The following is a 25724-nucleotide window of genomic DNA, read 5'->3' on the forward strand; positions in this document are numbered from 1 at the left end:
CGGGAACGTGTCCCCGTTGCGGAGTCCGACACTGGTACTCGTAAAGACGGGATTCGGATTTCCGTATTCGCGCGTTTTATTATGAGCCGTCACGGTTAGCGGCGCTTTCGTTACGGTAAGCGTGCCGGGAACGGATTGCACCTCGTAGTTCTTGAGTTTATTGTCCCGATCCGTCACGTTCGGCGTAATGGCATAGGATCCCACCCCGCTGCCCGCAGCGGCGGTCGTCGAATAGGCGACCGAAAACGTGTCCCCGTTGCGGAGACCGACGATCGCCCCCGACAGAAGCGGATTGACGGCTCCGTATTGCCGTTCGTCGTTCGACGCCGTAACGGTCAAGGGCGCCTTCGTCACGGTCAACTGGCCTTCCTTCAATTTCAGCTCATAATTATGCAGCGCGTTTCCCGTGTCCGCAAGAGCCGGAGTAATCGCATAAGCACCTACCGGGCTGCTTGGCGAAGTCGTAGTCGAATAGGTGACTGTTATGGCATCTCCGTTCCTAAGTCCCGTCAGCGTGCCCGTTAAGACCGGATTGCTCAGACCGTATTGGCGCGAAGTCGAATCGGCCTCTGCGGTCAGCGGGGCTTTCGTAATCGTGAGCGCGCCCTGTACATAAGTTATCGCGTAGTTCGGAGAATGATAGCCCGATGCCTGAACGGCGTATGTTCCCACGCTTGAGGAAGCGGAGGCGTTTGTCGTGTAGGAGAGCGTCCCAAGCGAGGAGGCCGCATCCCACGAAGCGAGCCCGGTTACTTGACTCGTAAAGGCAGGATTGCCGCTTCCGTACGGACGCGACGCCCCGCCGACCGTTACCGTTATCGGCCTCTTGGCGACGGTGATCGTCGTATCGTCCGCCGCCATGGAGTAGAACGAGGTCCCATTGTATCGTGCCTCCAACAGGAGATCCCCCGGCGGCTTGTCCATGCCGTACGACAGCTCCGCTCTGCCTTGAGCATTCGTTGCCGCGCTGCCGACAGGCACGCCGTTCAATTGAAATTCGACCCGTTGATTGGCGAATGCTCTTGCCCCGTTCATCAATTGAGCGGAGAAGACGACCACATCTCCATAAGTCGCATTCGCCTGCGCAGCCACCGTCAATTGCGTGTCGGGAGTCCGAACGGCATCCGCTACATAGGTGCGGAAGTAAGCGTCATATTCGTTCTTCCAATCCGGGGGCCAATGAGAGCTGCTATAGAACCTTCCTCCAGAGTAGGAATTTCCCGTGCCCAACCACATACCGCCTTGGCTGGCGGAAGTGGTTCGAATCGTATATTGCTGTCCCTCCGTTATAGGTATGCCGTCGAAGGTGATTAAGGTCATATTCGGCGCCGGCGACAAAGGGATATCCAAATAGTCGAGCGTGACCGAACCAAGCGCCGAACCCGACAGGGTTTCCCCCGCAAAAATCTCGATCTTGAGTTGTCCTGCTCCGGCGCTGTCAAATCGGAACAGATGAAGCTCAATGTCGTACAGATAGCCGCTTTTTCCCGCTGTAAAGCTCTGGGCCGTATCATCGAACATGGCGCCCGTTCCTAATCCGCTCGAGACGACTTGCTGGTCGAGAGGGTCGGGCGATGCCGCGGCCAGCACTTCTTGCCGGCCCCCTCCCAACCAAGCGAATACAACCGCTATAGTCAATACGACCGCCGCAACCTTCGCAAGATGGCCGCGGAAGCTGTTTCCAATCATTAGAAGCACTCCTTCAGTCTATGAATTACTAAGTGAATAAATAAATCGTACCATAGGAAGGCGCGATTGATGATTATCGAAAGTTAGTTTTTTTAAGTGAGGCCGCTCATAGATTCGGAGTCACCAAGGATGCCAAAAAAGCCGTTTAGAGAGGCCCATGAGCGGACCCTCGAAACGACTTTTTATGACCCGGACAAGCACAAAAGCTCCTTCGTTACTACCCGCGTCTTCCCTATTGCAGGAATTTCGCTTCCGGCTCCTAAGACGGCCTACCCGATTACGCTTACACCGCTCCAGTTGTAATAAATCCAGGTCGCAGTATCAAATGGCGCGTCTGTATAAAACTTTTTGTTGGCGTATATTTGAAGCTGACCCATTGTTGTCAGAGCCATCAGATCGGCCCATCCGTCTCCGTTGACATCGCTTGCCGAAATATCAGATATGTCATCCCATTCCCCTGACACGCTCCAGCTTGCGGCAGCGAAGGGCAGCTGATTGGGGGCGCTTGGCCATTGATTGGCATACTCCGTCAAAGTTCCGTCGCTTCTCGCCACCAGCAGATCGGCATACCCGTCACCTGTCGTATCGGCAACGGCAATCCCCGTTATTCCCGAGGAATAGCCTGACGGAACAGACCAGGTCAGCATGTTAAACGGCAGTCCCGTTCCGGAAGCGGAAGCATTCCCCGTATTCACGTGAATGCGCAAGGAACCGTCTGTGTGTGTGGAAACGAGATCAGCCAACCCGTCGCCATTCACATCCCCCGCAGCAATGCGAATCGCATCGCTCCAATTGACGTAATCCCAGGTAACGAAGGTCCAAGGGGTGGTGCTGCCTGTATTTTTCCATATGCGCAGATGACCGTCTGTTCCCAGAGCCAGCAACTCGGCCTTTCCGTCGCCCGTTAAATCGGCTGTCGTAATGGCTGTTGTATCTGCTCCCCACGATGTGCCCAGAGATGTCCAGTACTTATTGACGAAAGGATATCCGTTATGGGCCGGCTCCAGGAATCCATTCGCATAGATTGACAACCTCCCGTCTGCGTCAATGGTTGTCAGATCTCCATACTTGTCACCAGTAACATCGCCTTCGGTTCGGTCGATTTTATTCTGGAACACACGGAAATACTCGAATTTGGCTGTTGCCTGGGTTGCGTTTGTACGGCCGTGCGACACCAGTCCGATCTGGGCGGAGGTATTGGCGGGAAGGACCCACACTCCCCCCGTTTTCCAGTTTACGCCGTCCGTACTGCTTGAAGGCCGATAATGCTGCTCGCCCGTTACAGGATCAATGGTTACATTGATGCGGAGCCAAGTCGTATCAGCCGGCACTCCGAAATTCGTTGCTCCCGCCCATCGAGTACCGCCGCCCTCTTGCGTCACTTTCCAAAACTCTAACAACCTAAGCGTATTCGCGGTGCTGTGGACCAAACGCAAATGATTGTTATCATTGGTATAAACAATGAGGCCGGCCTGTTCAAAATCTCTGATCGTGTTGATTCCGACATTAAAATTGAGTTTCGTTTCGATCATATAGTTGCCTTTAGGCGGAGATCGCAACAAGACCCCGGGTTTGCCCGACGCGGCGGCGAGATCCCCCGATTGTGTCGGCCATGCCAACGAACCCGACTGCACGCTGGCATTCGGATCATTTCTGATCCAGCTCCAGCCGGCACCCAAGCTTCCTGTAAATTCATCGGAATAGGCGGTTAACAAATTGTTGCTGACAATAGGCGGATCCGAAACCAAAGATGTATAAGCCGTAAAGATTGTACTTAACGAAAAATTATCCACTTCCGCAAGATCGTCTCCCGCTATTCCGGCAACCCCCTGATTAACCAGCGCGTTTGGAAGCGTAGTTGTTTTTACAGCCAAAGGGTCTCCAAGATTGGCATGGGTGACTTCGGCCTTGAGATGATTGCCGCGCACTTGGACGGTCAAGGTATGCCATTTGTCCGGCTCAAAGCTCGATGGTAAAGAAGTAGTCGTAACTGTCGGGATTCCGTTGGTCACGGTTTCGATTTGCAACTCGTTCGTTGCGGCATCAAGCAAAATCCGCACATAATGGTCTTCATCCACATAGTTACTCAGCAAGCCAACGACATCGGCCGTCCCCATTGTACGTACATCAGCCTGAACCTGCACATCCGAGCCGGAAAGCACCTTCACTCTCGCCATTGTATCCGGTCCGGTCAGCCGCATGAACGCCCCGCTGTCTGTTCCTGCACCGCCGATGTTCGAGAAGCTGCCTTGAAGCGCAACAAAATTGTTGGCTGTGGCGACAGAATCTCCAAAGCGATCATCCACCGTTCCTGTTACAATCGGCATGGGCTGGGGGGTAGCCGATGCCCCTCTGCCCTCGCGCACGATCGGCCATCCGTCAATCCAGTCGAGGCGATCGATATGCAATTGACGGACCGTGTCGGCAGCCGTGTAACGATTAAGCGCATGATACACGATATAGGTTTGACCGGAAAGATCGGTCAGCATGGCATTGTGGCCCCCGCCAAGAACCGAATTACCGCTGTTGGACATCATGATCGTTCCGCCGCTTCGCGAATTCACAAGCGGTATTCCATCGCGATCGACATAGGAACCAAGCAGGCTTGCGGACTTCCCGACATAGGTTACATACCCGGACGAAGGTCCGGCACAACAACTGGATGACGACAGCATCAGATAATAAAAGCCGTCACGATGCACCATGTAAGGCCCTTCATATTTGCCGCTGGCAATTTTCACCGGAGAGAAGGCCGGATCGGCACTCAGCCCGCTGCTGTTGAGCTTCTGAATCCAGACCCCTCCCGGATAACTCCCGTATAGGACATAATTTGTTCCGTCCGTATCGGTAAAGCCTGCAGGATCAATCAGCGTGGCGCCGACGGTCAGCAGCGCTGAGCCTCTGTCCGTCCATGGCCCCGTCGGCGAAGGCGCGGATGCAGCGCCGATCGCCGACACGCCGGAACTGTTGATCACGCTGTAATAAAGAACGTATTGCCCATCAATATATCGAATGTCTGGAGCCCAAAAGGAATAACCACTCGCCCAGGCAGGTTTTGAAGCGAATACCGTGCCCATATTTGTCCATGTTTGCAGATCTTCCGACCTGGAAATCTGGAATCTGTCCCCGGTAGCATACGCATACCAATACCCGTCCTTGCCTTTAATGATAGTAGGGTCGGCAAAATCGCCGGGCCGGATCGGATTGGTGTACGTGGAAGAATGGGCAAACGTCAACGTGGGAGCAGTGACGCCAAAAAAGTTCAGAGAAATCATAAAGACGACCAGCATAAAATATCCTGCAGCTTTTCTCCATCGCATCAAACCGCTTTTCAGCTCTGCATGTCGCATTTATCCATCACTCCTTCTTCAGAATCCATCAATTCGGCAACGTTACGCTAATCCGATGCTCTCCTCTCGGTACATGGCATATGAACCAGCATCGGCCGTTCTGGCGATGAACGGCAGCCGCCCGCTGTTGACCGTCTAACGAATAAGAGGCTGCTTCCCCGTTACCGTCGTTTAGCGGGATTTTGACCAGCACGCCGTCGCTTGATTGCGTTTCCACTTCAAATGATAAAGTGGATCCGCCGTCTCCAGCATCCAGTACGCAATGCTCCAATCGGGTCGAAGCACGCTCCATCCACCAAAGGCACAGCTGATTTGTGGAATGATACTTTACCTTGAATTGCTTTTCATTCAAATATCGAAGCAGTTCTTCCAGCGCGGGCAAGCAATGCATATTGTGCTCCGCGTCGGAAATATACACCGGATGGATGAACATATTGAGCGTCCACCCGAAATACGCCGCCCGCTCGACAGCCAGCTGTATTCGAGCAATATCCCGATCTTTCGATTCTTCATAAATACGCGGCTCGAAAAAGCCGATGGGAATGTTGACAAACGGTATGCGCGCGTTGTCATGCTTGAAATCGTCGTATACAAAATGCGGATATACCGTTCCGAATCCATAGCCCATCAGATTGATTGGATTATAAGGGGGATTGAACGCATGCGCCCTTGAATTGTCGCCTTTCATTCCTCCCGAGCTTGCCCAACGCGCATGCTCCGCCCAGCCAGTGCCTGTGCACCAATGATTTACGGAAGCAATCGGCACTTCTCCGAAGGCCTCCGTATACATCTGGATTTGTTCCAGCACATCGGCTTCCGTATAATGAAAATGGGGTTTGACAAAATCAAAATGGATCGATAAATCATGTCCGTTGTTTTTGATGATCTCATACTCTTGCCGATCGATTGCAAATTTGCCGTTTACGGGCATCAAATTCATGTGATAAGGAAGTCCCAACGCTTTCATATAGCGGGAAGCCTCGACCTGAATGCCTGGCGTGCACTCATCGTCTCCGCCGAAATGAATGAGCAAGTCCGGCGCGCTTCCGTCCGGCAATGGCGGGAGTTGATGAATAAAGGGCTGGGGAGTAGATGACAATATCTCCTCCAGATACTGCAGCCAATAATCCCCATAAGGAACCTCCAGATCATGCAGACGGCTAAACGGAATCGCATCCCCGGTCCGATAATATCCGTCGCCGTCGTAGTCCCGATCAATCGGCCGCCCTTGATGCATCACCCAGATCGTCTGAGTCAGATCAAAGGCAAAGTACCATGTCTTCCCGGCTTCCAGTTGTGTCCGGACAACAGAAGGGCAGCCGGTAGCCGTTCTACCTGCGTTAAGCAGCAAAGCTTCCTCGATCACGGCCTCATGGCTTGGCGCGACCATCTCCAGCGGCGAAAAGATCGGAAGCAGCGCGCCGCGATAATCGTACATCGGACCCGGAGACGTCTCGGCATCTCCTTCCTGCCGCGAAAATTTGCCGTATCCCGAAATCGTGAACTCGTCGTCCGGCTGCGCAATCGTTTTGCGATGACTGATGCCGAACAGATCATCCGCTCCCTTGAGGGCAAATCCAATGAGAATGCCTCCGAGGCGCACCCATTCCCGCAAAACTTCTTGCTGTCGCGCATTCAGGCTCATCGAACCGGCAAATAAATATTTATATCCTGCAAGATCCGAAACGTTCTCCAATGCATCAAGGGACAGTTCCGTCGCGCGCAAACCCATTTCATCGAATATTTCCGGCAAATAGGCATACCAGTAATTTCTTCCGATGCGATTGGCTTCCGCTCTCAGTCGATCGCTATAGAGATAACCAACAAACGATCTAGCCTGCTCATTCATGATCCGGTACCTTCTTTCTGAAATCCGGAACCTCGAGCAGAATCCCGCCCCGATTGGAAGATTCGGCGGCAAGAATGGCAGGAGCGGCCGTCTCGACGGCCTTGTAAACATCCATATCGATAGGTTTGTCTTCCCGGATCGCTCGCAGGAAATTGACGACGGGCCATCCATCCGAGCTACCGTGACCGCTTGCTTTGATGAAATCGCTTACGTCACGGACGTTTGTGCTCCAATCCATCTCTCGCCATTGACGATCCGCTGCCGTCCACAATCTTGGACTGTCGTTCTCCGTCCTTGCCCATTCCGCCGTCTGCTCGGTTCCCTTCACCTGGTACCAGTGGAAGCCGGTTTCCTTGCGGGGGCCGTGCGGCGAGGTGAATCCGGCAGCAACCCGCAATACGGTGTCGGTGCTTGTATGCATAAGCGCAACCTCAATGTCCCTCGCCTCGTAGTTATCGACATAATAGCTTCGGGGCCTCGTTCCCATACATGATACCTTGGTCACTCTCCCGCCCGTAATCTTTAGAAGCGGACTTAGCGTATGCGGCAAATAATAGATCGGATTGTAAAACCGTTTGTTGCGCCACGTTGCTTCTACTTCCCTGCCTTCCGGAGGCAGCGCGTTTCCATAAAAACGTTCCCCCGTTTGAGGATCGATATAATAGTCCCACTCGCCATAATGAAAATATTCCCCTTCGGCGAACAAAATCTGCCCGAAGTCGCCGCGCTCCGCCATCCGGCGCCACTCATCGATAAATCCCCAATAACGGGTTTGTTCCGATAATTGATATTTTGCGCCGGTTTTCTCAACCGTGCGAACGAGTTTCCAACATTGTTCCATCGTATAGGCCGCCGGAACTTCGGTTGTGACGTGCACGCCTTGTTCCATCGCATAACAGGCAATATCCACTTGCTCGTCGGGCGGGGACGCTATTAATACCGCATCCGGCTTTTCTTCGCGAATCATTCGCTCGAAGTCCGTGTACCGGTTTGCACTGGATTTCAGGGCAACCGCAGCCTGCTCGACCGTGGGGCCGACACGATCGCATAACGCAACAATCTCGCAATCCGGATGTCTTGCGTACAACTGTGCGATATATACGCCTCTTGGTCCCAATCCGATAACGCCCAATCTTACTTTTCTATTCATCACGATCCTTCTTGCTCCTCTCCAACGCTCCGTATATTTGTGAATGATTGCGCTTGTTGCATGGTCCAGCATCTTCCGGGAGCATCCACCCGGAAGACTTCTATGTTGCCCGTGTCCGCAACCGTGACATAGCAGGTTCTCCCATCGTGTCCGCCGAAGGTTAAATTCGTGCAATTTTTTCCCGTCAGCATAATTTCCTCCAATATTTCGCCGCCGGGCGACAGCTTCACCACACTCCCCTTCCCATAGCGGGTCACGTAAAGGTTGCCTTCCATGTCGCATCTCATTCCGTCAAGTCCATAATCGTCAAAGGCAAACAACAGACATTTGTTCGAAATTTGTGCATCGGCCGACAGATCATAAACCCAAATCTTTCGTTGAAATGATTCGTTCACATAAAGACGTTTGCCGTCGGGACTCACTTCGATGCCGTTGGTTGTACCCATCCCTTCCTCTAGCAAAGTCGTTGTCCCATCCGGCTCGATTCTCCACAATCGGCCTAAGGACGCCTCCCAGTCGGGGTCGCTGGCAAATACGATATCGTCGTCCGTGATGGCAATATCGTTCGGCTGACTCATCGAAGGTTCGTGTGCAAGTACGGATACATGGCGGGTTGCCATCTCGACTTTGAGAATCCGGTGACGGGTATAATCCGCGATCAGCATGTCGCCCGCCCGATTGAAGCGAATACCGTTGCCTATGCTCCCGTTCTCCAGCTCGACAAATACGGCGCATTGCCCGTCAGGCGCAATCCTGCCAATCGTATGCTGCCTCGCATAGTTGACTGCATACAAATTCCCGTGCCGATCGCATGCCGGTCCCTCGATTCCGTCCGTAAATCCAAACGGTTCGGTAAAAACGCGGCTGGTATATAACAAATTATCATGCATAGTTGCAGCCTCCGTGGCGGAATGCTTCTTTCCCCTTGACTCCGCTTTTACAAAACGCCATATTTATCGAAGACATCCTGAAGCAGCTTGCCCTCCAGCAGTTCTTTACGGCTGTTGTTCTCTCTTTCGACCTTCCCGACTGCCAATTCGACCGTCTGTTCAAGCACTGCGGAAGGAATAACCGCAACGCCGTCGCAGTCTGCGAACACAACGTCGCCCGGATGCACGCGAATTCCTCCCGCTACAACAGGGCAGTCATAATCGATTACGATTCCTCTTCCCCTGGAATCCACCGGTTTGATTCCTTTGCAAAAGACGGGAAAATTCATGTCTTTGATCTTGCGGGTATCCCTGATCAATCCGTCAACAATCGCGCCCGTGCTTCCCCTCATCGCGGCTGCCGTAGACAGCAGTTCGCCCCAAATGCCGTTATTCACGGATTGATTCGTGCACATCACCACCACTTCACCGGGTTTAATGCTGTCAAGCGCTTGAATTTCCAGCTTGTACGGATGTTCATGCACATGGTAAACGTCGGCTGCCAATATCGTTTTGGCCCGCCCTACAACAACAAGATCAGGCTGCAGCGGCCGTACATGCTCGCTCATGGCCTGTTCCCGATACCCCAAATCATCCAAAGTATCGCAAATGACGCCGGTATACAGCTTCGCTTTCATGACTTCAAAAAGTTGACTGTCGCTGTTCATATTCACGCTGTTCTCTCCCTCGCATCTAACATTTTGGTTTTCCGGAAATGCTTTTTTCGATAGCTTTGGTTAAAGCAAGGCTGTCAATGCCCGCTTGCGTACCGGGAATGCATGGCTCCCCTGTCTTGATGCTATGGACAAATTTGTCCAACTGGATTTTAAAGCAGGATTCAAAATAATCATCCTCAAGCTGAACGGTCTGCGTAATGGTTTCATTTTTCAATTGAACGGTACGGGAGTCGCGATCAAAGATGGCGATGCCGCGCGGACCGACAACTTCAAATTCGCCCTTCGGAAACCGCGGCATGAACCATCCAATCTCCACTTTGGCCACATCGCCGTTGGCAAACCGGATTACCGACAGGTCGTAATTCGACGCGGGAAATTCCTCTCGGGTGCGCAGGCCGAACGACTGTACTTCCTCGACCCGGGAATCGCTCAGAAAGTTCAGATAATCCGCCACATGGGCGCCGTCATGAATAGATGGCGAGCCGCGCTCCATCGTGCGATAGATTCTGTCATAATGCTCGGGATTGCCGTCCGGATCCCAAATTTCATCAAAGATGCCCATTCGATAGATAAGCGGCGCTCCCAGCTGCCCGCTCCGAATCCATGTTCTTAATGTTTCGAGCAGGGGGCCGTGCCGGTATGTAAAACCTACTTGCACCTGGCAACCGCTGCTTTGCTCCGCCTCCCGCACTTTCAGCGCCGTCTCCAAATCCACCGCCATCGGTTTCTCGCACAGCACATGCTTGCCCGCTTGCAAACTTTCTATCGTCAATAACGGCGTTATCCAAGGCGGCGTGCATATGACCACCGCATCAATGCCGGGATCATTCAACAGCTCGCGGTGATCGGTTGTCGCCAAGGGTACTTCGTACCTGGCGGCCAGTTGATTGGCTCGCTCCAGATCCGTGTCGCAAAGCGCAACAATCCGGACCGCATCGGAAGCGTGCATAGCGGGAAGATGCCTGGAAACGGCGATATCGCCACAGCCTATTACACCCATGCATAGAAAGTCTTTCATCGCTTGCCTCCCCCCGACTGTCGAATCAGAATCAGTCCTTGATAGCCGTGCATTCGACCTCCACCAGAAAACCGTTCAACTCGCACGCGACTACTGTTCTGGCCGGATAATCTCCATCGAAGTACTGGCCGAAAACTTCATTAAACGCGGCCCAATCGGATATCGAACTCAAATAAACGGTGGCGCGTACAATATCGCTCATGCCGAATCCGTTATCTTCCAATAGATTGCGAATATTCTGCATCGTCTGATGCGTCTGTTCGACTATGGTTTCCCCTACCAGCTGCTGGTTAACATCAAAGGGACCGAATCCGGCCAAATACATCGTATTTTGTTTCAGAACTGCCGACGAATAATTGCCGAACACCGGATGAACCCGCGGCGAACTAATAATTTGCTTGGACATGCGCCACCCTCGTTTCTATTGAATTTGCAGCAACTGCAGGGCGAATTGCTCCAATCTGGTACTAATGCCGTCAAACAACCGCTGACCCTTCTCTTTCGTTGCCAATGAAGGCCTGCCAAAAACGCCCGATTTCGTCAACTCCCGAAAATTAAACACGCGCGACACTTCATTCCCCTTTTGCATATCCAGCAACCAGATATCGCCTTCGGGTTGTATGCCGTCGTCCCGAATCCGCTCTCGCAGCACCTTGGCTTCGTCCAGATACAGATAGAGGGAGGTTTCCAGCTCGCAGGCATGACCCAGCCCGCCTGCGCCGGACTCGCGGATGCTGCCGATCTCTTCCTTGGCCAGATTCCAGTAATCGGCGGCAACGGCGATCACATCGGGATGCTCGTTTTTTAATTGTTGCAGTACAATCTGGTGAGGAGCTCCATTTCCTCCATGGCCGTTTAAAATCCATAGTTTCCTCGCACCCATCCTGATATAGGAATCGCATACCGCATGCAGCATCTGGATATAAACCGAATGAGGCAAAGACAATGTCCCGCCGAACGACAGATGATGCGGCGAATGTCCCAACCAGATCGTCGGGGTAAGCAATATATGCTCCGCAAGCGACCGCTCGATCCTCTCGGCCAATCGACCGACGATCAAAGTATCCGTATTTGTCGGCAGATGCGGCCCATGCTGCTCCGTTGCCCCCGTCGGTATAAGCACAATCGTGCGCGAAAAGTCGATATCGTTAATTTCCTCATAAGTCAGATCATGAAAGATCATGGAATCCCCCTTAGCTGACGGACAATTTGCGCAGCTTGTCAAAATCTATCGTGACTCCCAGCCCCGGCCCTTCCGGCACAATCAAAGCTCCGTTCCGGATGGTCATTTCTTCCGCCGCCACATCCTCAAGATAACCGGTAAAGCCCCGGATATCGGAAGCGTGTCCAGACAGATTGGCCATAGCCGCCGCTATATGCGCCGATGCCGCAGCGCCGATGACGCCCTCCGGCATGGAGCCGATCGTGCAATCCACGCCATAATGGGCGGCCAGCTCGAATACTTGCCGCGAACCCCATATCCCGCCGGATTCCGATATGTACACATGGAGCAGGTCTGCTGCGTTCGCCTCCAGAGTCCGCTTTGCGTCCGGAACATCCCATACGCCCTCGTCAATCAGAATACTGACATTGGTGTTGCGCCGCAGCCAGGCCGTCTCGCTCAGCCTGTCGTAGTGCAGCGGTTGCTCGACCATGTGTACGCCATGCTTCTCAAGCTCGTCAATCATTCGTTTCGCTTGCTTCGGATCGCGCCACGCCATATTTACATCCACTCTGAGCAGGATGGAGTCGGGGATGGCTGCGCGTATGGCGCTCACCATTTCCAAATCCTTTCGGTCATCGGCTCCAATCTTTAATTTAAGCTCCCCGTAGCCTTGCGCTGCATGCTGAACGGCCGCCTCCACCATCTCCTCCTGGACGCCCATCGAAACTCCGCCGGTCAGCGGAATCTCCGCTCTTCTCCTCCCCCCCAGCAGTTGATAGACCGGCTGCCGCAGTTCCTTGCCGAGCAGATCCCATATGGCCGTCTCGACGCCCGCTTTTGCCAGCAGATGCCGTTTGGAGAAGCTGCAAAGATGATCCAGCTTTTCGTTAATCAAGGAAATATCCCGTATATCCATACCAACCAGCAAGTCGGCCCAGTGCGTATTGACCTCATGACATAAAGAATGCGCCCCGCCAAACCATGCGAAAGCGATCTCCCCGGCGCCGTAATGACCCGATTCGCCGCGTACGATCACAATGCCGTGACGGGATGAGGGGTAAGTTCCCCATATATCGCTTACGGCTTTGCGGAAAGGCAGAATAACAGGAATCGCTTCAACCGAAACAATTTTCATGATGCAACGCTCCTTTTAACGAAGCCCCAAAACTTCGGGCGTATTCTTGCTGAGAATTTTATCAATGACACGATCCGGTATCCGCGGCAAATTCGTTCCTTCCACCAGATGATTGAGGTTCTGCAAGCTTTCAATCGTCTCTTCGATTGTAAAAAACGGGAAGTCGGTGCCAAACAAAAGTTTATCCTCAATGCCGTATTCAATGGCTTCGATCAATCCGTTGTACATTTGCCAAGGTCTGCGACCCAATGCCGATATATCCGTATATACATTCGGATTTTTGCGAACAACCGAGATCGTTTCGCCCATCCACGGGTGCCCCATGTGGGCAATAATCATCTTCAAATCAGGGAACGAGCGCGCTACCGGGTCCAGATAGACCGGCCTTGATTTTTCCAAGGGCCCTTTCTGAACAAATGATGTGCCCTGATGCCACATGATGGGCAATCGCAATTGCTGCGCTTTGGCGTACAGAGGATAGCAATGCCGATCCAGTGGATGAAAATCCTGATAAAACGGCGCCAGCTTCAGCCCCTTCAGCTTATATTCCTTCACGGCGGCTTCCAGCAGCCGTTCCGGTTCTTCCCGCTGTGGATCAATGCTCGCGAAACCGAAAAGCCGGGTCGGATTCCCCTGCACATATTGCGCGACATATTCATTAGGCACGTTAAATCCCGTCGATGGAGCGTCCAGCGCCAGCACGATCGCGCCGGAGCAATTTTCCACCTTATCCAGCGCATTTTTATGATCCTCAGGCGTGCACTTCATGGCGAAACTATCGCCCCAAGCGCGTCGCGCATCAGCTAAAAAGGGACCGGAAATATGTTCTGGCTGCGCCAAGTGGGTATGGCAATCAAAAATCATGATATCCTCACTTTCCCATCCGGTAATATTTTTATCCTTTAACCGCACCAAGCAATAGCCCTTTCATAAAGTACTTCTGCAAAAACGGGTACACAAGCATAATAGGCAGCACTGTAATTACCGTCATCGCGATTTTGAGACTCTGCGGGGTGAGCATCCTGAATTTTTCCGCACCGGACATGCTGTTGGTAAACTGCTCTACCGATGTGATAGTTTGAAAGGAATTGTAAAGCACATATTGAAGCGGGAATAGCTCCGGATGCATCGCGTTGTAGAATTGCGTATCAATAAATGCGTTCCATTGACCGATGCCCGCAAACAACGAAATAGCCGCCATAACCGGAAGACAAAGCGGGAGAATAATTCTGGCAAAAAGGTATGCGTCATTTGCTCCGTCAATTAACGCCGACTCTTCCAGCTCTTTGGGAATTCCCTCAATATACGTTTTGATCAAAATCATGTTGAAAACACTTACCGCCGACGGAATGACATAGACCCAAAAGGTACCCACCAATCCAAGACTTTTGATCAAAATGTAAGTCGGAATAATGCCGCCGGAAAAGTACATGGTGAAGACAAAATATCTTCTTATGAATTTGATGCCGACCATGTCGTCGCGCGTTATTACATAAGCCGCCATAGAGGTGACTATAGCCATAAATAAGGTGCCGATAATGGTCCTTGCAAGCGAGATATAAATGCCGTTAAGGACATCCGGATTGGCAAAAATGGCTCTGTAGGAATCCAAATTGAACTGCTTCGGGTAAAACAGAAATTTCCCGCTGACAAGCGAAGGATTGCTGAGCGAGTAATTGATCAAGTGAAGAAAAGGAAAGACCATGACAATAAAAACAAGGATCATAATTAAATAGTTAATAAAATCAAACACGCGGTCGCCCGGACTTACTTTGTAATGCATATTCGCTCTCCTTTCCGCAGCTCAAAAAATAGATTTCCCTGTCATTTTCTTCGAGAATGCGTTTACCGACAACAGGATAGCGATACTGACAATCGTTTTTACGATCCCTACGGCGGAAGCATACGAATAGTTCAACTGCTGTAATCCAAATTTATAGATGTACATATCTAGAACTTCCATCTTCTCCCAATTTGTTGCATTTGTGAACATATAGAACAACTCAAAGTTAGAATTCAGGATCCAGCCGCTGTTCAAGATCAGAATGACCACGAATGTCGGCATTAAATTGGGAATTGTAATGAATTTCAATTTCTGCACGCGCGTAGCGCCGTCGATATCGGCCGCCTCGTATTGTTCGCCGGGTATGGCGGATATTGCGGCAATAAAGATAATGCTGATATATCCGACAGATTTCCAGGCTTCCAGCAGGATGACAAGAGGCCATGCATATTTGCTTTCCCCGAGAATATTCAGCCCTTCGGACAATATCCCCCATTTCATCAGCAGTTCGTTGAGCAGGCCGGAAGAAGAGGAAAGAAAAGTATTCGCTATGGAATAAATGATGACCCATGAAATGAAAAACGGAAAAAATGATACCGTCTGTATGATTTTAACAAAAAAGCGGCGTCTGATTTCATTGAGCAGAACGGCAAACAAAAGACCTAAAGTCAAATTGGTAATGATCATCATGAAATTGATGGACAATGTATTTTGCAGCAAATAGACATAGTCGGTGCTTTGCATAAAAAATCGTTTGAACTGCTCAAGACCGACCCACTCCGAAGCCCAAAAACCCAATCCAACCTGATAACGCTTAAATGCCAGCATCCATCCGACCAAAGGCACATAGTTAAAAATCAGGACCAGCAGAAAAGCCGGAGCCAGCATGAGAAAGAGATAACGTTGCCGATACAGTTTGCGTTGCAACATGATAGCGGATCACCCTTTAGTCCGGGAAGAATAGAAGACAAGCCGTCTCCTATTCTTCGCCCGATTTAATAGTTATCTATTTGAAAATTTGCAACGCTTCCTGATAAAGCCGGTTGTATTCATCGATCACGGTCTGCGGTTTAAGCTTCTCGTACTCTTGCAGGACTTCTCCCCATAGTTTCTCAAAATCAGCGTCGTCTTTTGCCATAATAAGCTTGGCTGTATTTTTCACTCTGAATTCCACCAGCTTTTGATCGGTCTGACTAAGCGCCGAATCCGGGTCGAGCTTAATGGAAGGAACGACGCCTGACTTCGCTCCTTCCGCCGTTTCCAGCCAGTAATCAAACGAAGTCTCCCAGCCGAGTTGTTTAAAGGCATTCATCGTTTCTTCTGTTTGCGATAGCTTATCCCGGTATTCCAGATTGGAGCTTACGCTGTAGGCTTGACCGTCCTCCCCCGTTCTCGAATCGTATCCAAGGAAGTTGAACAGGAACAAGCCGACTTTGCTATCCGGATTTTGCGCTTCGGAGGTGTACAAATCGGTAGGAGTGCGTACTCCGTTCGCATCGACCGTGTAATGCTTGTCTTTAATGCCCGACTGGAACAGAATTTGCGCTTCGTCGGTCGATGCCCAGTCAACAAGCTCCATAATGCGTTTCGGGTCCTTGGCGTTTTTGGTAATAATCATATTGTTAAAAGGAACAAGATCCAGTTCCATAATCAAACGTTTCTCGTTTCTTTCAACCTGCGTATTGCTACGAACCGGCAATGTGATGTACTGCATCTCCGGATGTCCGGATTCGATCAACTTCAGATTGGTGCCGTATCCGGGAAGTTGATACCAAGAGCTTAGCGCGCGGCCGCTATCAAGCTTTTCTTCCACCTGGGGGCTCTTGTCCGTAAAGCTTTCCCTATCCAATATGCCTTCTCTGTATAGCTTGTTGAAGAATTGGAAGGATTCCTTGACATATTCATTCTTCAAGTAGTCGACAAACTGATTATTGCTATGGTCGAAAATAACCGCTCCGTTACCGGCTACACCCGTGTATCTTCCACCTTTTTCATACATAATGCCGGCAATTCCGGCCATTCCCCACGGCTCCCCGAACGGTGCCACCATACCGATTGTTTTCTGACCGGACGGCGTCGTCGGAAAATCCTGCATCGCTTGCTTCAAATAAGCGATCCACTCATCTTCTGATACCAAGTTCGGATAACCCTGCTTCTCCAGAACATCGATTCGAGTCCCGATATCGAAACCACGAATGTTGTTCATAAAATCGCTTTGCCCGTTTTGCCAGTTGTAGAGCTTCTGGTCGGCGGCAATACTGCGCCAAATGGGAATCTGTTCGGCATACCGTTTCGCGAAGTTGGGCGAATCCGCCAAATAATCATCTAACGGCAAAGCAGCTCCGGCTTGTATGTACTTTTGCAGACTCGGATTGTATTGAATCCACAAAATTTCCGGGTAATCCCCTCCGGCAAGCATCAGATTTACTTTTTCCTCCCAATTACCAGCATAAGGAATGAATTCGAATACAATATTGAATTTCTCTTTAATAATTTGGCCAATCTCGGTTTCATCGGATAATTTGATTTTGTTCGTGCCTCCGGGATACATGTACTTGATCGTATAAGGCGATCGATCTGGCTGGTTTTCCCCTGTCGTGTCACTGCTGCCTGAAGGAGTACTTTCTGGGTTTGCTGTCGTCTGGCCTGAATTTCCCCCGTTGTTTGTACATGCGACAATGAGCGATAGTGCAAGACACGCGACGAGCAATGCAATCAACTTCTTTTTTAATTTTGCTCCCTTCATTTGCCGTCTCCCTTCTTTTTTTGTTGTTCGGACGACCTATTCATTCGCGCGTTGTTCCGTATATTGAACGATATTTAAAAATAGGTCTAAATAAAGAATATATTAAAAGATAATTTCTGTCAACGAAAATGAAGGCGCTTTATTCGATTTGCCTACCCCCCATTCCTGCTGCATAAATGGACATTTTGCAAATTATTATGAATTCATCTATTATAGATTTGTAGCCGTCTGAACAATTTTACATTTTTGTTTTCTGGAGGGACATGTTATGTCAATTAAGACCGAAAGTCCAAGTTATTCCGTCCCTGCTCTGGAGAAATCGATCGCCATTATCGATTGTCTCGCACATTCTGCGGAAGGATTGACATTATCCGGTCTATGCAAAAAGCTGAATTTGCCCAAAACAAGCGTATACTCCATACTGCATACCCTTGAGACTCACAACTATGTACGCAAAAACCCTGATGGATCTTATAATCTCGGTTTAAGTCTTTACAGTTTAGGGATGTTGTCCATTCGACATATAGACCCTAACTCTTTATTCGGACCGCATTTGGAAAAATTGCGGGATGAAACCCACTTCACCGTACATTTATGCACCTTTGATAACGGGGAGTCGATCTGCCTTAAAAAGATCGAAGGTTTTGGCTCCGTGCGATTTCTCTCTTATGTCGGTGAACGCAAACCCTTGAATGTGTCAGCCTGCGGCAAAGCAATCTCAGCCTTCTTGCCTGAAAATGAACTGCAAAAATTGTTTGATAAGGGGATGGGCTCCTTGACAGACAACTCGATTTCCTCAGAGTCCGCTTTCCGTGAACATCTGAAGCAAATTCGAGAGTACGGGTACTCGATTGACGACGAAGAGGGAGAATTGGGCGTGAGATGCGTAGGCACTCCCATTTTCAGAGACAACCAGCATATATTCGGAGCCATCAGCATTTCCACCTTGAAAGCCAATATGCCTATGCAGAAAGTTGCCGAATATGCCGATAAATTGATGGAAACTGCCAAAATTTTGTCTGGTTTTCTCGGATCGAAAACGTGATTCTATCATTCCTGAATCGAGTAGGCCTATGCGCTGCCAAGCGCGCCAAAAAACGGCAGCCCGTCAATTGACGGGCTGCCGTTTTTTTGGTGATTCCCCTTCTGCCTCTAATCCCTTATGGTTATTTCTAATAGCACATTCATGAGAAACTGCGCCGCTTCAGCACGTGTTGCAGAATTCGCAGGATTTAACTTACCTTCGGTCGTAATCAGCTCCATTCCTCCCATGATCGGCATTTTAAGATCCGTAAGTCCAAGACGGACGAGTATTTCATCTTCTGCAAGCAGGACCCGATACATCGTATCCTTCCATTTTCCGATCCGTCAGTCATTTCTATCCTGTCGAGACGGCAGCCATTGATTAATCGAGCTGGTCTCTTCGGTCAAAATATCCAAATAAATGGATACGAAATCATTCGAGTTTTTTAAGCTTTGACCTGTAATCTCCGATATTCGATTGAGGCGATAATTAAGCGTGTTAGCATGAATATGCAGGAGAGCGGCCGTATCCTTGGCATTGCAATTGAGGGACAGATACGTTGCTAACGTTTTCATAAAATCGCTTTTGCTTTCACGATCGTGCTCTCTTAATAATTGCAGCAATGGGCTGCTGTAATCGCTATTTTTTTTATGCTCGATAATAGATGGGACATGCATAAGAAATCCCAGATCATCATAATGGACAACCTGGCGAGTATGAAAAGGGAGAAGTTTTTTCAACGAGAGAATATGCAAGGTTTCTTTGTAAGCATTGGAAGCCCGCGTATACTTATCGTATTTGCCGCTGCAGCCGAATGCGGTAATGGTAACTTCTTTTTTTTCGTTAACTCCCTGAACAAAAGCGTGGATGAACGAGGTAAGATCTGCTTTATTGGAGGCCGTCGAATATAACGATAGGATCGCAATCAAATGATTTTGACTTGCCGTCAGGCAAGCCAAACGAGCCTGCGATTTAGCAGTAAGGGCTAGCCTAAGTCTCGCTACCTTCTCATCGTTGATCGGTACATTGCATTCAAAAATAACAATATGATAACAATCCGGAAGCAGAAGAGATAAGGCTTCTGCATCTTTTCTTATCATCGAATCGGATTGATAACAGTCCGTCAGCAGCTTCCAAATAAATTCATCATGCGTTTTGTCCTGCTTCGCTTTCCAGCTTCTTTGCTTCAATAAGAACCGCTTCGCGATTTCTGCAGACTTTTCGACGACCCGTTCCGCATGACCCTCTACTAAATTCCCTGTATCTACTACCCATATATAACCTAGAACGGCATGATTATTTTTAATACAAACAGCCAGTCTCGCCCCTAAACCAATCTCATTAATGGCTGGAATTCTGACGGAGTGGGACACGGATTCCAATAGCTGCAGGATCCCCTTTTTACGTAAGCCTGACAGAACGGAATTAGGAACACGCCTCTCGATAATGGTGGAAAGCCTCGCCGTATCACTCTCCAGTTGATGAGAGCTATATCCTATAACATTATGATGATCGTCTTCAATCGTCACCTGGGACTGAAGAGATTCGCTAATCGTATCCGCGAGAGCTTCTAGACTATCAAAGGCACGCTCAAAGGCCCGTCCAATGGAAGCATCTAATTCCGTCATAACCAACCACTCCTGGAGTAAAAATCTAACATTCTAATCGATTGTACCATTTCATAACGGCTCTAAATAGTCCTTTCTCGCATTCCTTAGGAGCGCCTATTTAAACACTCTCGGAACGCGCTTGCCGACCAGACATACCACCTCATAATTAATCGTTCCCGTCCAATCAGCCATTTCATCCACCGATGGCGCCAAGCCTCCGATCCCAATCAGCGTAATGACTTCGCCAGGCTTGCAATCTGCAATATCCGTTACATTAATCATCGTTTGATCCATACAAATACGCCCAACAATTGGCGCTCTCTGACCACGAACAGCGACATACCCCACATTGGACAGCGCACGGGAAAGTCCATCCGCATAACCTATAGGCAAGGTGGCGATCAGACTCTCCCGATCCGGCTTATAGGTACAACCATAACTAATCGACTGAGATTCGGGTACTGTCTTTACTGAAACGATCTTTGATTTCAAGCTAATCGCTTGTTCCAATACGACAGGATGCTTCTTCATCGATGGAGCCGGATATAGGCCATACAAGGCAATACCTACTCGAACCATATCCAAATGCATATGCGGGAAATTCAGTGTGGCGGCGGAGTTGCAGCAATGCTTGATGGGGATTTCGAACCCTTTTTCCTCAATGAATTGGATGTAGGACATAAATCTCATAAATTGCTCCACCGTAAATGGACAATCCTGCTCATCCGCAATGGCAAAATGAGTATATATCCCTTCTAATCGTACGAATGGACTTTTATTAGCCTTCTCTACAAGGGATAATGCCTCCTCTCTCGAACTTATCCCTATTCGATTCATGCCTGTATCCACCTTCAAATGAATCGCCGCCACAATGCCAAGCCGAGCAGCTTGCGTAATAACTTCTTCGAGCACATCATCCGTGTAAACTGTTATTGTAATATGATGGCTGACTGCTGCAGAGATGGATCTTATCGGCGTATAACCTAATATAAGAATAGGCGCTTCGATGCCCGATTCTCGTAATTGCAGAGCTTCATCCAGGATGGCCACTGCTAAATAATCCACTCCCAATCGCAGCGCCAACTTCCCCACCTCAACTGCTCCATGCCCATAACCGTCGGCCTTTACAACCGCCATCATTTTCGTCTCGGAGCCGATGTAGCCTTTTATACTTTTTATGTTGTTCGATATGGATCCCAGGCTGATTTCCGCCCATGTATCCCGAAAGCTCTCTCTCTCTTGCAACGCATTCATCACCTTGTCTGACTGCCCAAATAGGAAAAAGACAGCCACCCCTCTATTTGGCCGTCTTCCCCTTGCAGCAAAATATTAATTCGCTAAAAATTCCTGTTTAAGCGCATTCTCTATGGAAACATACTCTTCTTTAAGATCCTTTGCAACAGCCTCGCAGGTAATGGATCCATTAGCTACATTAACACCGCTCTTTAATGCGTCGCTTCCCGCGAGTGCACGAAGGAGACCCTCGTTCGCAATTTGCAAGGCATAAGGAATGGTAACATTGGTTAATGCCATTGTCGATGTTCTTGGAGCCGCTCCCGGCATATTGGCAACCGAATAATGAAGGACGCCGTACTTCTCGAATACCGGATGATCATGCGTCGTTATTTTATCAATCGTTTCAACGATTCCTCCCTGGTCAATCGCTACATCGATAATAACAGAACCAGGCTTCATCGTCTTTACCATCGCTTCTGTAACTAATTTCGGAGCCTTGGCTCCAGGTATTAGAACCGCGCCCACCAACAAATCTGCTTCTGCCACAGCCTTGGCAATATTAAATGGATTAGACATCAACGTTTGAATCTGCGTACCAAAAATATCGTCCAGTTGCCTTAAACGATCTGCGCTCATATCAATAATCGTGACATCTGCCCCAAGTCCGATCGCCATTTTTGCGGCGTTAGTGCCAACCACTCCACCGCCAATAATACTGACCTTGCCACGGCTTACTCCCGGCACTCCCGACAGCAGGATGCCTTGGCCGCCATTGTTTTTCAGTAGAAATTGTGTGCCTAGCAGAATCGACATCCGACCGGCAACCTCGCTCATAGGCGTTAGCAATGGGAGCGTCCGATTAACCGAAACGGTTTCATAAGCAATCGCGACGACGCCCTTATCCTTGAGTGCCGCAGCCAACGCAGGCTCAGCAGCCAGGTGCAGATAAGTAAACAGAATAAGACCGCGACGGAAATAACCGTATTCGCTTGCCAACGGTTCTTTCACCTTCATAATCATATCCGAATCGTTCCACACCTCAGAAGCATTAGCGATGATTTCTCCACCGGCAAGGATATAATCTTCATTAATAAAACCGCTGCCAATACCTGCATCCTTTTCGATCAAAACCCGATGGCCGGCCTTCTTAAGAGTCACGACCCCAGCAGGAGTAATGGCAACTCTGTTTTCATTGTTTTTAATTTCCTTCGGAATGCCGATAATCATCATGATTGTCTCCCGTTCTGTCAGATTTCAATTTAATGTAAAAACAATAACACATTTCGTTTTTATTGATTTTGTTTGAAAAACAAAACTTCTTTCGTTTCTTTTGTGTTTGGAAACAAACTCCGCGCTTTCCGCTGCTTATTCCGGATTCTGTTGACTCGACTGGGACTTTGTTGTCCATTTTTAGCGAATGACGAATCCCTTCTATCGCCCCTTTGATCCATAAAAAAAAGACCCGCATTCAGCGAGTCTCTATCGATAAATTAATAGATTTCCCTCTAGCGTCGCGCTCAGACGATCACGCGGTAATGAAGATGAACAATACCGCTTCGGAAGCGGCGTTCGCCAAGCAGCTCTAGTCGCAAGAGGAGGTTGTCCGGCAATGCTCGCTTACCTCCGCCCAAGACGATCGGATTAAGAAGCAGATGAAACTCGTCGATTAGTCCCGCACTCATCGCCTGCCCAGCAAGCCCGGTGCCGCCAATCGTAATGTCGGCTTCTTCAGACTCCTTCAGCCTCCGGATCGCATCAGGATCGAATTCGCGCTCGAGCCTGGTCCTTGCGCTTGAAACCGCCTCAAGCGTCCGGGAATATACGATCTTCTCAGCCGCTCGCCAGATCTGCGCAAATTCCCGCATTACCTCCGGTTGATCGCCTGGCTTTGCGCTCGCCGTCTCCCAGTACACCATCGATTCGTACAATCGACGCCCGTATAGGTAGGTGCCAATCGACCGCTGGAAGTCCGTCCAGAACGCAAACTCTTCGTCACCGGAGATCGTCCACTCGAAATTGCCGTTCTCGTCCTCCATGTACCCGTCCAAAGATACGTTGGTAGCGTAGATCAGATTAGCCATTTCAATAACACCCTCCCACTTTCATTTTCAACGAGATCAAGGCTTGCTTGAAACATAGAAACATCGTTTTTATATTAACACATAATGGAAATATTTCACCTTAATTGTTGCTCATCAGTTTTCCTCCTCGAGATTCATCATTCATATTGTAAAGCAATTGCATATTTATTAGGATAAAAGCATGGGCCAATCCTGGAGGCTCACTGCTATTAGACAATAACCAAGGGGGTGAAGCTCGATGCCGTTTCACTTTCAGGCCGATCAATATCCGACAAGCGCTGGCTGCTACCTAATGAGAGATAAGGAAGGCGAGCTGCTTTATATCGGCAAAGCCAAAAACATTAGAAACAGGCTGCGTTCTTATTTCACCCGTCAGCATACGGAGCGCAAGTTAATTCAACTGGTTGAGCAGGTTGATTCTATAGATGTAATGCTCGTCAATAATGAAGCCGAAAGCCTGCTTCTCGAAAATAATCTCATTAAACAGCACAAGCCTCCGTTTAATCGCGCCTTGATCCGAGAGGATAGCGGCTATGCGTATTTGCAGCTGACAGAGGAGGAATTTCCTCGTCTAGCTATTTATTATAGAAATCGTGATGATCAAATATCTGCATCCAAATCATCAGCCGCCAAAAAGTTCGGCCCCTTCAAAAGCTCCCGTTACCGCGATGAGCTGGCCAACTACATAACGGAACAATTCGGACTGCGCTCCTGCGAAGCCATGCCGAAAAAAGTATGTTTGCTCTATCATATTCACCGCTGCAGCGGCATTTGTGAAGGGCTGATCGACAAGAAGCAATACCAGCTGCAGTCCGAAGAGGCTGCGCTGTTGCTTTCAAAGCCTTCGCATGAAATAATCGCTTCATTATATGAGCAAATACAAAAGTGCTCTGATGCGCTGCATTTCGAAAAGGCGCAAAAGCTGCTGCTGACGGCCCAAAGCCTGGAGGCGGCGGCCAAGGAGAAACAAATCGTCGAGCGCCAAACGGATACAAGACAAGCTGTGCTCTATTTTGGCGACAATGAAGTATGTATACTCGCTATTTCGCATGGTCTCATAACAAGCATTTATATCGAACAGCTGCCGAAAGGATCTCATGATCCCGCAGAGCTATCCGACGCTTTTATTGTTCAATATGCTGCTGAGCATGACCCGGATGAAATCATCGTTAGTCGCCTTGGCAACCGTCAGCTTCTAGTGGATAAAATACAGCAGCTGCGCAAGCAGAAGGTTATAAAGCGCCAGCCTGCGCTTACGATCCCCAAGCGCGGCGTTAAATACGAGCTGCTGCAGATTGGGGAACGCAATTATTTTCATCATAATCGCCCATGCCGGGATAACCAACCCAAATAAGCAAGTCCCTGGTTTGGGACTCGCTTATTTGAGTTTCCAGAAGGAGCGGCCAGCCCTTCTTCTTCATTAAACTAAACGCGGAAACAACGGTCCTGCCAAGCTATCTCCCGCAACAAGCCCCGTCCCGTCTGTCACCAGATGATTTCCGCCGCTAAATTTAACTCCATCCTCGAAGAAGATTATCGCAAGCGCCCTGCGCGGCTTGGCGGTGTTGTTGGCGTGAGCGTAGTGGAAGGTCATGCCGTCGTGAAACGTGCAACTGCCAGCTTTCATTCGGACGATGACGGCGGTGTTCCGATCCGCATTGGAAGCACCCTCCTGTCCGAAAATGTCTTCGGGCGAAACCAAATCCACGCCTTTCAGATTTTTTATCTTTTGCGACTTGGGCACGAACATCATGCAGCCGTTGTTCTCGTCTACGTCGTCGAGGGCGATCCATATAGAGAAAGCTTGCAGCGGCTTGCCGTTGTCGACCATCGGCCAGTAAGGACGGTCTTGGTGCCACGGCGTCGGCTTGGAGTCTCCTGGCATCTTTAATAGGGCGTGATCATGAAACAACCGAACGCCAGAGAACCCCGTCAGTTGCTTGCCAAGTTCCGCGAAACGATTACGCAGTACGAACTTCCCCATACCACCGTGATCTCTCCACGTATTGACCTTCTGGTTCAGAACCTTACTGTAAGCCCCTCCTTGTTGATCCGTCTGAACAGCTTTTCCGCCTTCGCTATTCATCACCTCGTCCATGTACCCACGAAGCTCCTCCAGTTCCTCTTGCGATAATACATGATCCATTTGCACGAACCCGTTTTCACGATAAAACCCTACTTGTTCCTCTGTTGCCTTTACCCTTTTCCCCGACATTTCTGCATGCCCCTCTCACTCAAGACTTGTGCTTTCTTAGCTTTACATTACAACTTCATTGGCTTAC

21 protein-coding genes and 1 pseudogene are annotated in these 25724 nt (G+C 49.7%); 2 read left to right on the forward strand and 20 right to left on the reverse strand.

The genetic code is table 11. The features are described 5' to 3' along the window. From B1748_RS24570 to B1748_RS24635, 14 genes and pseudogenes are all read right to left on the reverse strand, one after another. Nucleotides 1-1689, reverse strand: a 1689-nt coding sequence (locus B1748_RS24570; RefSeq protein ID WP_179215806.1) for an MBG domain-containing protein, incomplete at its 3' end; no start/stop codon positions are given. 269 nt (nt 1690-1958) lie between these two features. Then, nucleotides 1959-5039, reverse strand: coding sequence for a family 43 glycosylhydrolase (locus tag B1748_RS24575; RefSeq protein ID WP_087570595.1), 3081 nt, complete (start codon nt 5037-5039; stop codon nt 1959-1961). A gap of 28 nt (nt 5040-5067) precedes the next feature. Beyond that, nucleotides 5068-6888, reverse strand: coding sequence for a hypothetical protein (locus B1748_RS24580; RefSeq protein ID WP_087570596.1), 1821 nt, complete (start codon nt 6886-6888; stop codon nt 5068-5070). After that, nucleotides 6881-8038 carry a Gfo/Idh/MocA family protein gene (locus tag B1748_RS24585; protein WP_256975911.1) on the reverse strand — a complete coding sequence of 386 codons (1158 nt, stop codon included), beginning with the start codon at nt 8036-8038 and terminating at the stop codon, nt 6881-6883. The genes B1748_RS24580 and B1748_RS24585 overlap by 8 nt, the downstream gene beginning before the upstream one ends. After that, nucleotides 8038-8928 (reverse strand): SMP-30/gluconolactonase/LRE family protein, encoded by an 891-nt coding sequence (locus B1748_RS24590; protein WP_087570598.1) that lies wholly within the window; start codon nt 8926-8928, stop codon nt 8038-8040. The genes B1748_RS24585 and B1748_RS24590 overlap by 1 nt, the downstream gene beginning before the upstream one ends. 47 nt (nt 8929-8975) lie before the next feature. Further along, nucleotides 8976-9635: an RraA family protein gene (locus tag B1748_RS24595; RefSeq protein ID WP_087570675.1), complete on the reverse strand. Its 660-nt coding sequence runs from the start codon at nt 9633-9635 to the stop codon at nt 8976-8978. 268 nt (nt 9636-9903) lie between these two features. Further along, a pseudogene (locus tag B1748_RS24600) lies at nt 9904-10662 on the reverse strand (Gfo/Idh/MocA family protein); the annotation flags it as partial. A 31-nt stretch (nt 10663-10693) separates the two neighbouring features. Continuing rightward, on the reverse strand, nt 10694-11068 hold the full coding sequence (locus B1748_RS24605; RefSeq protein ID WP_087570600.1) for a RidA family protein: 375 nt from the start codon (nt 11066-11068) through the stop codon (nt 10694-10696). A 15-nt stretch (nt 11069-11083) separates the two neighbouring features. Further along, nucleotides 11084-11845, reverse strand: a complete 762-nt coding sequence (locus B1748_RS24610) for a creatininase family protein (RefSeq protein ID WP_087570601.1) — start codon at nt 11843-11845, stop codon at nt 11084-11086. 10 nt (nt 11846-11855) lie between these two features. Further along, the gene (locus tag B1748_RS24615; protein WP_087570602.1) at nt 11856-12962 is read right to left on the reverse strand and encodes a mandelate racemase/muconate lactonizing enzyme family protein; all 1107 of its coding nucleotides are present in this window, start codon (nt 12960-12962) and stop codon (nt 11856-11858) included. Between the two features lie 15 nt (nt 12963-12977). Further along, nucleotides 12978-13826: an amidohydrolase family protein gene (locus tag B1748_RS24620; protein ID WP_087570676.1), complete on the reverse strand. Its 849-nt coding sequence runs from the start codon at nt 13824-13826 to the stop codon at nt 12978-12980. 31 nt (nt 13827-13857) lie between these two features. Beyond that, nucleotides 13858-14745 (reverse strand): carbohydrate ABC transporter permease, encoded by an 888-nt coding sequence (locus tag B1748_RS24625; RefSeq protein ID WP_087570603.1) that lies wholly within the window; start codon nt 14743-14745, stop codon nt 13858-13860. A gap of 21 nt (nt 14746-14766) precedes the next feature. Continuing rightward, on the reverse strand, nt 14767-15675 hold the full coding sequence (locus B1748_RS24630; RefSeq protein WP_087570604.1) for an ABC transporter permease subunit: 909 nt from the start codon (nt 15673-15675) through the stop codon (nt 14767-14769). 76 nt (nt 15676-15751) lie between these two features. Then, on the reverse strand, nt 15752-17491 hold the full coding sequence (locus B1748_RS24635) for a type 2 periplasmic-binding domain-containing protein (RefSeq protein ID WP_087570605.1): 1740 nt from the start codon (nt 17489-17491) through the stop codon (nt 15752-15754). 268 nt (nt 17492-17759) lie between these two features. On the opposite strand from B1748_RS24635, the gene B1748_RS24640 reads away from it, so the two are divergent. Continuing rightward, nucleotides 17760-18536: an IclR family transcriptional regulator gene (locus B1748_RS24640; RefSeq protein ID WP_087570606.1), complete on the forward strand. Its 777-nt coding sequence runs from the start codon at nt 17760-17762 to the stop codon at nt 18534-18536. A 107-nt stretch (nt 18537-18643) separates the two neighbouring features. On the opposite strand, the gene B1748_RS24645 is transcribed toward B1748_RS24640, so the two are convergent. The 5 genes from B1748_RS24645 to B1748_RS24665 all read right to left on the reverse strand — a co-directional run bounded on the left by B1748_RS24645 (nt 18644) and on the right by B1748_RS24665 (nt 23442). Beyond that, entirely contained in the window at nt 18644-18835 is a 192-nt protein-coding gene (locus B1748_RS24645) for a hypothetical protein (RefSeq protein ID WP_087570607.1), read from the reverse strand. 24 nt (nt 18836-18859) lie between these two features. After that, entirely contained in the window at nt 18860-20143 is a 1284-nt protein-coding gene (locus tag B1748_RS24650) for a PucR family transcriptional regulator (protein WP_087570608.1), read from the reverse strand. A gap of 96 nt (nt 20144-20239) precedes the next feature. Next, a complete protein-coding gene (gene alr / locus B1748_RS24655; RefSeq protein WP_087570609.1) occupies nt 20240-21379 on the reverse strand; it encodes an alanine racemase in 1140 nt (379 codons plus the stop codon). A 75-nt stretch (nt 21380-21454) separates the two neighbouring features. Continuing rightward, complete coding sequence (ald, locus tag B1748_RS24660; protein WP_087570610.1) at nt 21455-22588, reverse strand: alanine dehydrogenase; 1134 nt, start codon at nt 22586-22588, stop codon at nt 21455-21457. Between the two features lie 290 nt (nt 22589-22878). After that, nucleotides 22879-23442: a dihydrofolate reductase family protein gene (locus tag B1748_RS24665; protein ID WP_087570611.1), complete on the reverse strand. Its 564-nt coding sequence runs from the start codon at nt 23440-23442 to the stop codon at nt 22879-22881. A 238-nt stretch (nt 23443-23680) separates the two neighbouring features. Between B1748_RS24665 and B1748_RS24670 the strand changes: the two genes are divergently transcribed. After that, on the forward strand, nt 23681-24796 hold the full coding sequence (locus tag B1748_RS24670; protein WP_087570612.1) for a GIY-YIG nuclease family protein: 1116 nt from the start codon (nt 23681-23683) through the stop codon (nt 24794-24796). A gap of 66 nt (nt 24797-24862) precedes the next feature. On the opposite strand, the gene B1748_RS24675 is transcribed toward B1748_RS24670, so the two are convergent. Further along, entirely contained in the window at nt 24863-25657 is a 795-nt protein-coding gene (locus B1748_RS24675) for a phytanoyl-CoA dioxygenase family protein (protein WP_087570613.1), read from the reverse strand. Nucleotides 25658-25724 lie beyond the last annotated feature (67 nt).

This window comes from Paenibacillus sp. MY03, from assembly GCF_002165585.1.
Classification (GTDB): domain Bacteria; phylum Bacillota; class Bacilli; order Paenibacillales; family Paenibacillaceae; genus Pristimantibacillus; species Pristimantibacillus agaridevorans.

Excerpts from the sequence above, each read along its gene's own strand:
- B1748_RS24575 (WP_087570595.1), bottom strand. The coding sequence starts at position 5,039 with ATGCGACATGCAGAGCTGAAAAGCGGTTTGATGCGATGGAGAAAAGCT.
- B1748_RS24580 (WP_087570596.1), bottom strand. The coding sequence starts at position 6,888 with ATGAATGAGCAGGCTAGATCGTTTGTTGGTTATCTCTATAGCGATCGA.
- B1748_RS24585 (WP_256975911.1), bottom strand. The coding sequence starts at position 8,038 with ATGAATAGAAAAGTAAGATTGGGCGTTATCGGATTGGGACCAAGAGGC.
- B1748_RS24590 (WP_087570598.1), bottom strand. The coding sequence starts at position 8,928 with ATGCATGATAATTTGTTATATACCAGCCGCGTTTTTACCGAACCGTTT.
- B1748_RS24595 (WP_087570675.1), bottom strand. The coding sequence starts at position 9,635 with ATGAACAGCGACAGTCAACTTTTTGAAGTCATGAAAGCGAAGCTGTAT.
- B1748_RS24605 (WP_087570600.1), bottom strand. The coding sequence starts at position 11,068 with ATGTCCAAGCAAATTATTAGTTCGCCGCGGGTTCATCCGGTGTTCGGC.
- B1748_RS24610 (WP_087570601.1), bottom strand. The coding sequence starts at position 11,845 with ATGATCTTTCATGATCTGACTTATGAGGAAATTAACGATATCGACTTT.
- B1748_RS24615 (WP_087570602.1), bottom strand. The coding sequence starts at position 12,962 with ATGAAAATTGTTTCGGTTGAAGCGATTCCTGTTATTCTGCCTTTCCGC.
- B1748_RS24620 (WP_087570676.1), bottom strand. The coding sequence starts at position 13,826 with ATGATTTTTGATTGCCATACCCACTTGGCGCAGCCAGAACATATTTCC.
- B1748_RS24625 (WP_087570603.1), bottom strand. The coding sequence starts at position 14,745 with ATGCATTACAAAGTAAGTCCGGGCGACCGCGTGTTTGATTTTATTAAC.
- B1748_RS24630 (WP_087570604.1), bottom strand. The coding sequence starts at position 15,675 with ATGTTGCAACGCAAACTGTATCGGCAACGTTATCTCTTTCTCATGCTG.
- B1748_RS24635 (WP_087570605.1), bottom strand. The coding sequence starts at position 17,491 with ATGAAGGGAGCAAAATTAAAAAAGAAGTTGATTGCATTGCTCGTCGCG.
- B1748_RS24640 (WP_087570606.1), top strand. The coding sequence starts at position 17,760 with ATGTCAATTAAGACCGAAAGTCCAAGTTATTCCGTCCCTGCTCTGGAG.
- B1748_RS24645 (WP_087570607.1), bottom strand. The coding sequence starts at position 18,835 with ATGTATCGGGTCCTGCTTGCAGAAGATGAAATACTCGTCCGTCTTGGA.
- B1748_RS24650 (WP_087570608.1), bottom strand. The coding sequence starts at position 20,143 with ATGACGGAATTAGATGCTTCCATTGGACGGGCCTTTGAGCGTGCCTTT.
- alr (WP_087570609.1), bottom strand. The coding sequence starts at position 21,379 with ATGAATGCGTTGCAAGAGAGAGAGAGCTTTCGGGATACATGGGCGGAA.
- ald (WP_087570610.1), bottom strand. The coding sequence starts at position 22,588 with ATGATTATCGGCATTCCGAAGGAAATTAAAAACAATGAAAACAGAGTT.
- B1748_RS24665 (WP_087570611.1), bottom strand. The coding sequence starts at position 23,442 with ATGGCTAATCTGATCTACGCTACCAACGTATCTTTGGACGGGTACATG.
- B1748_RS24670 (WP_087570612.1), top strand. The coding sequence starts at position 23,681 with ATGCCGTTTCACTTTCAGGCCGATCAATATCCGACAAGCGCTGGCTGC.
- B1748_RS24675 (WP_087570613.1), bottom strand. The coding sequence starts at position 25,657 with ATGTCGGGGAAAAGGGTAAAGGCAACAGAGGAACAAGTAGGGTTTTAT.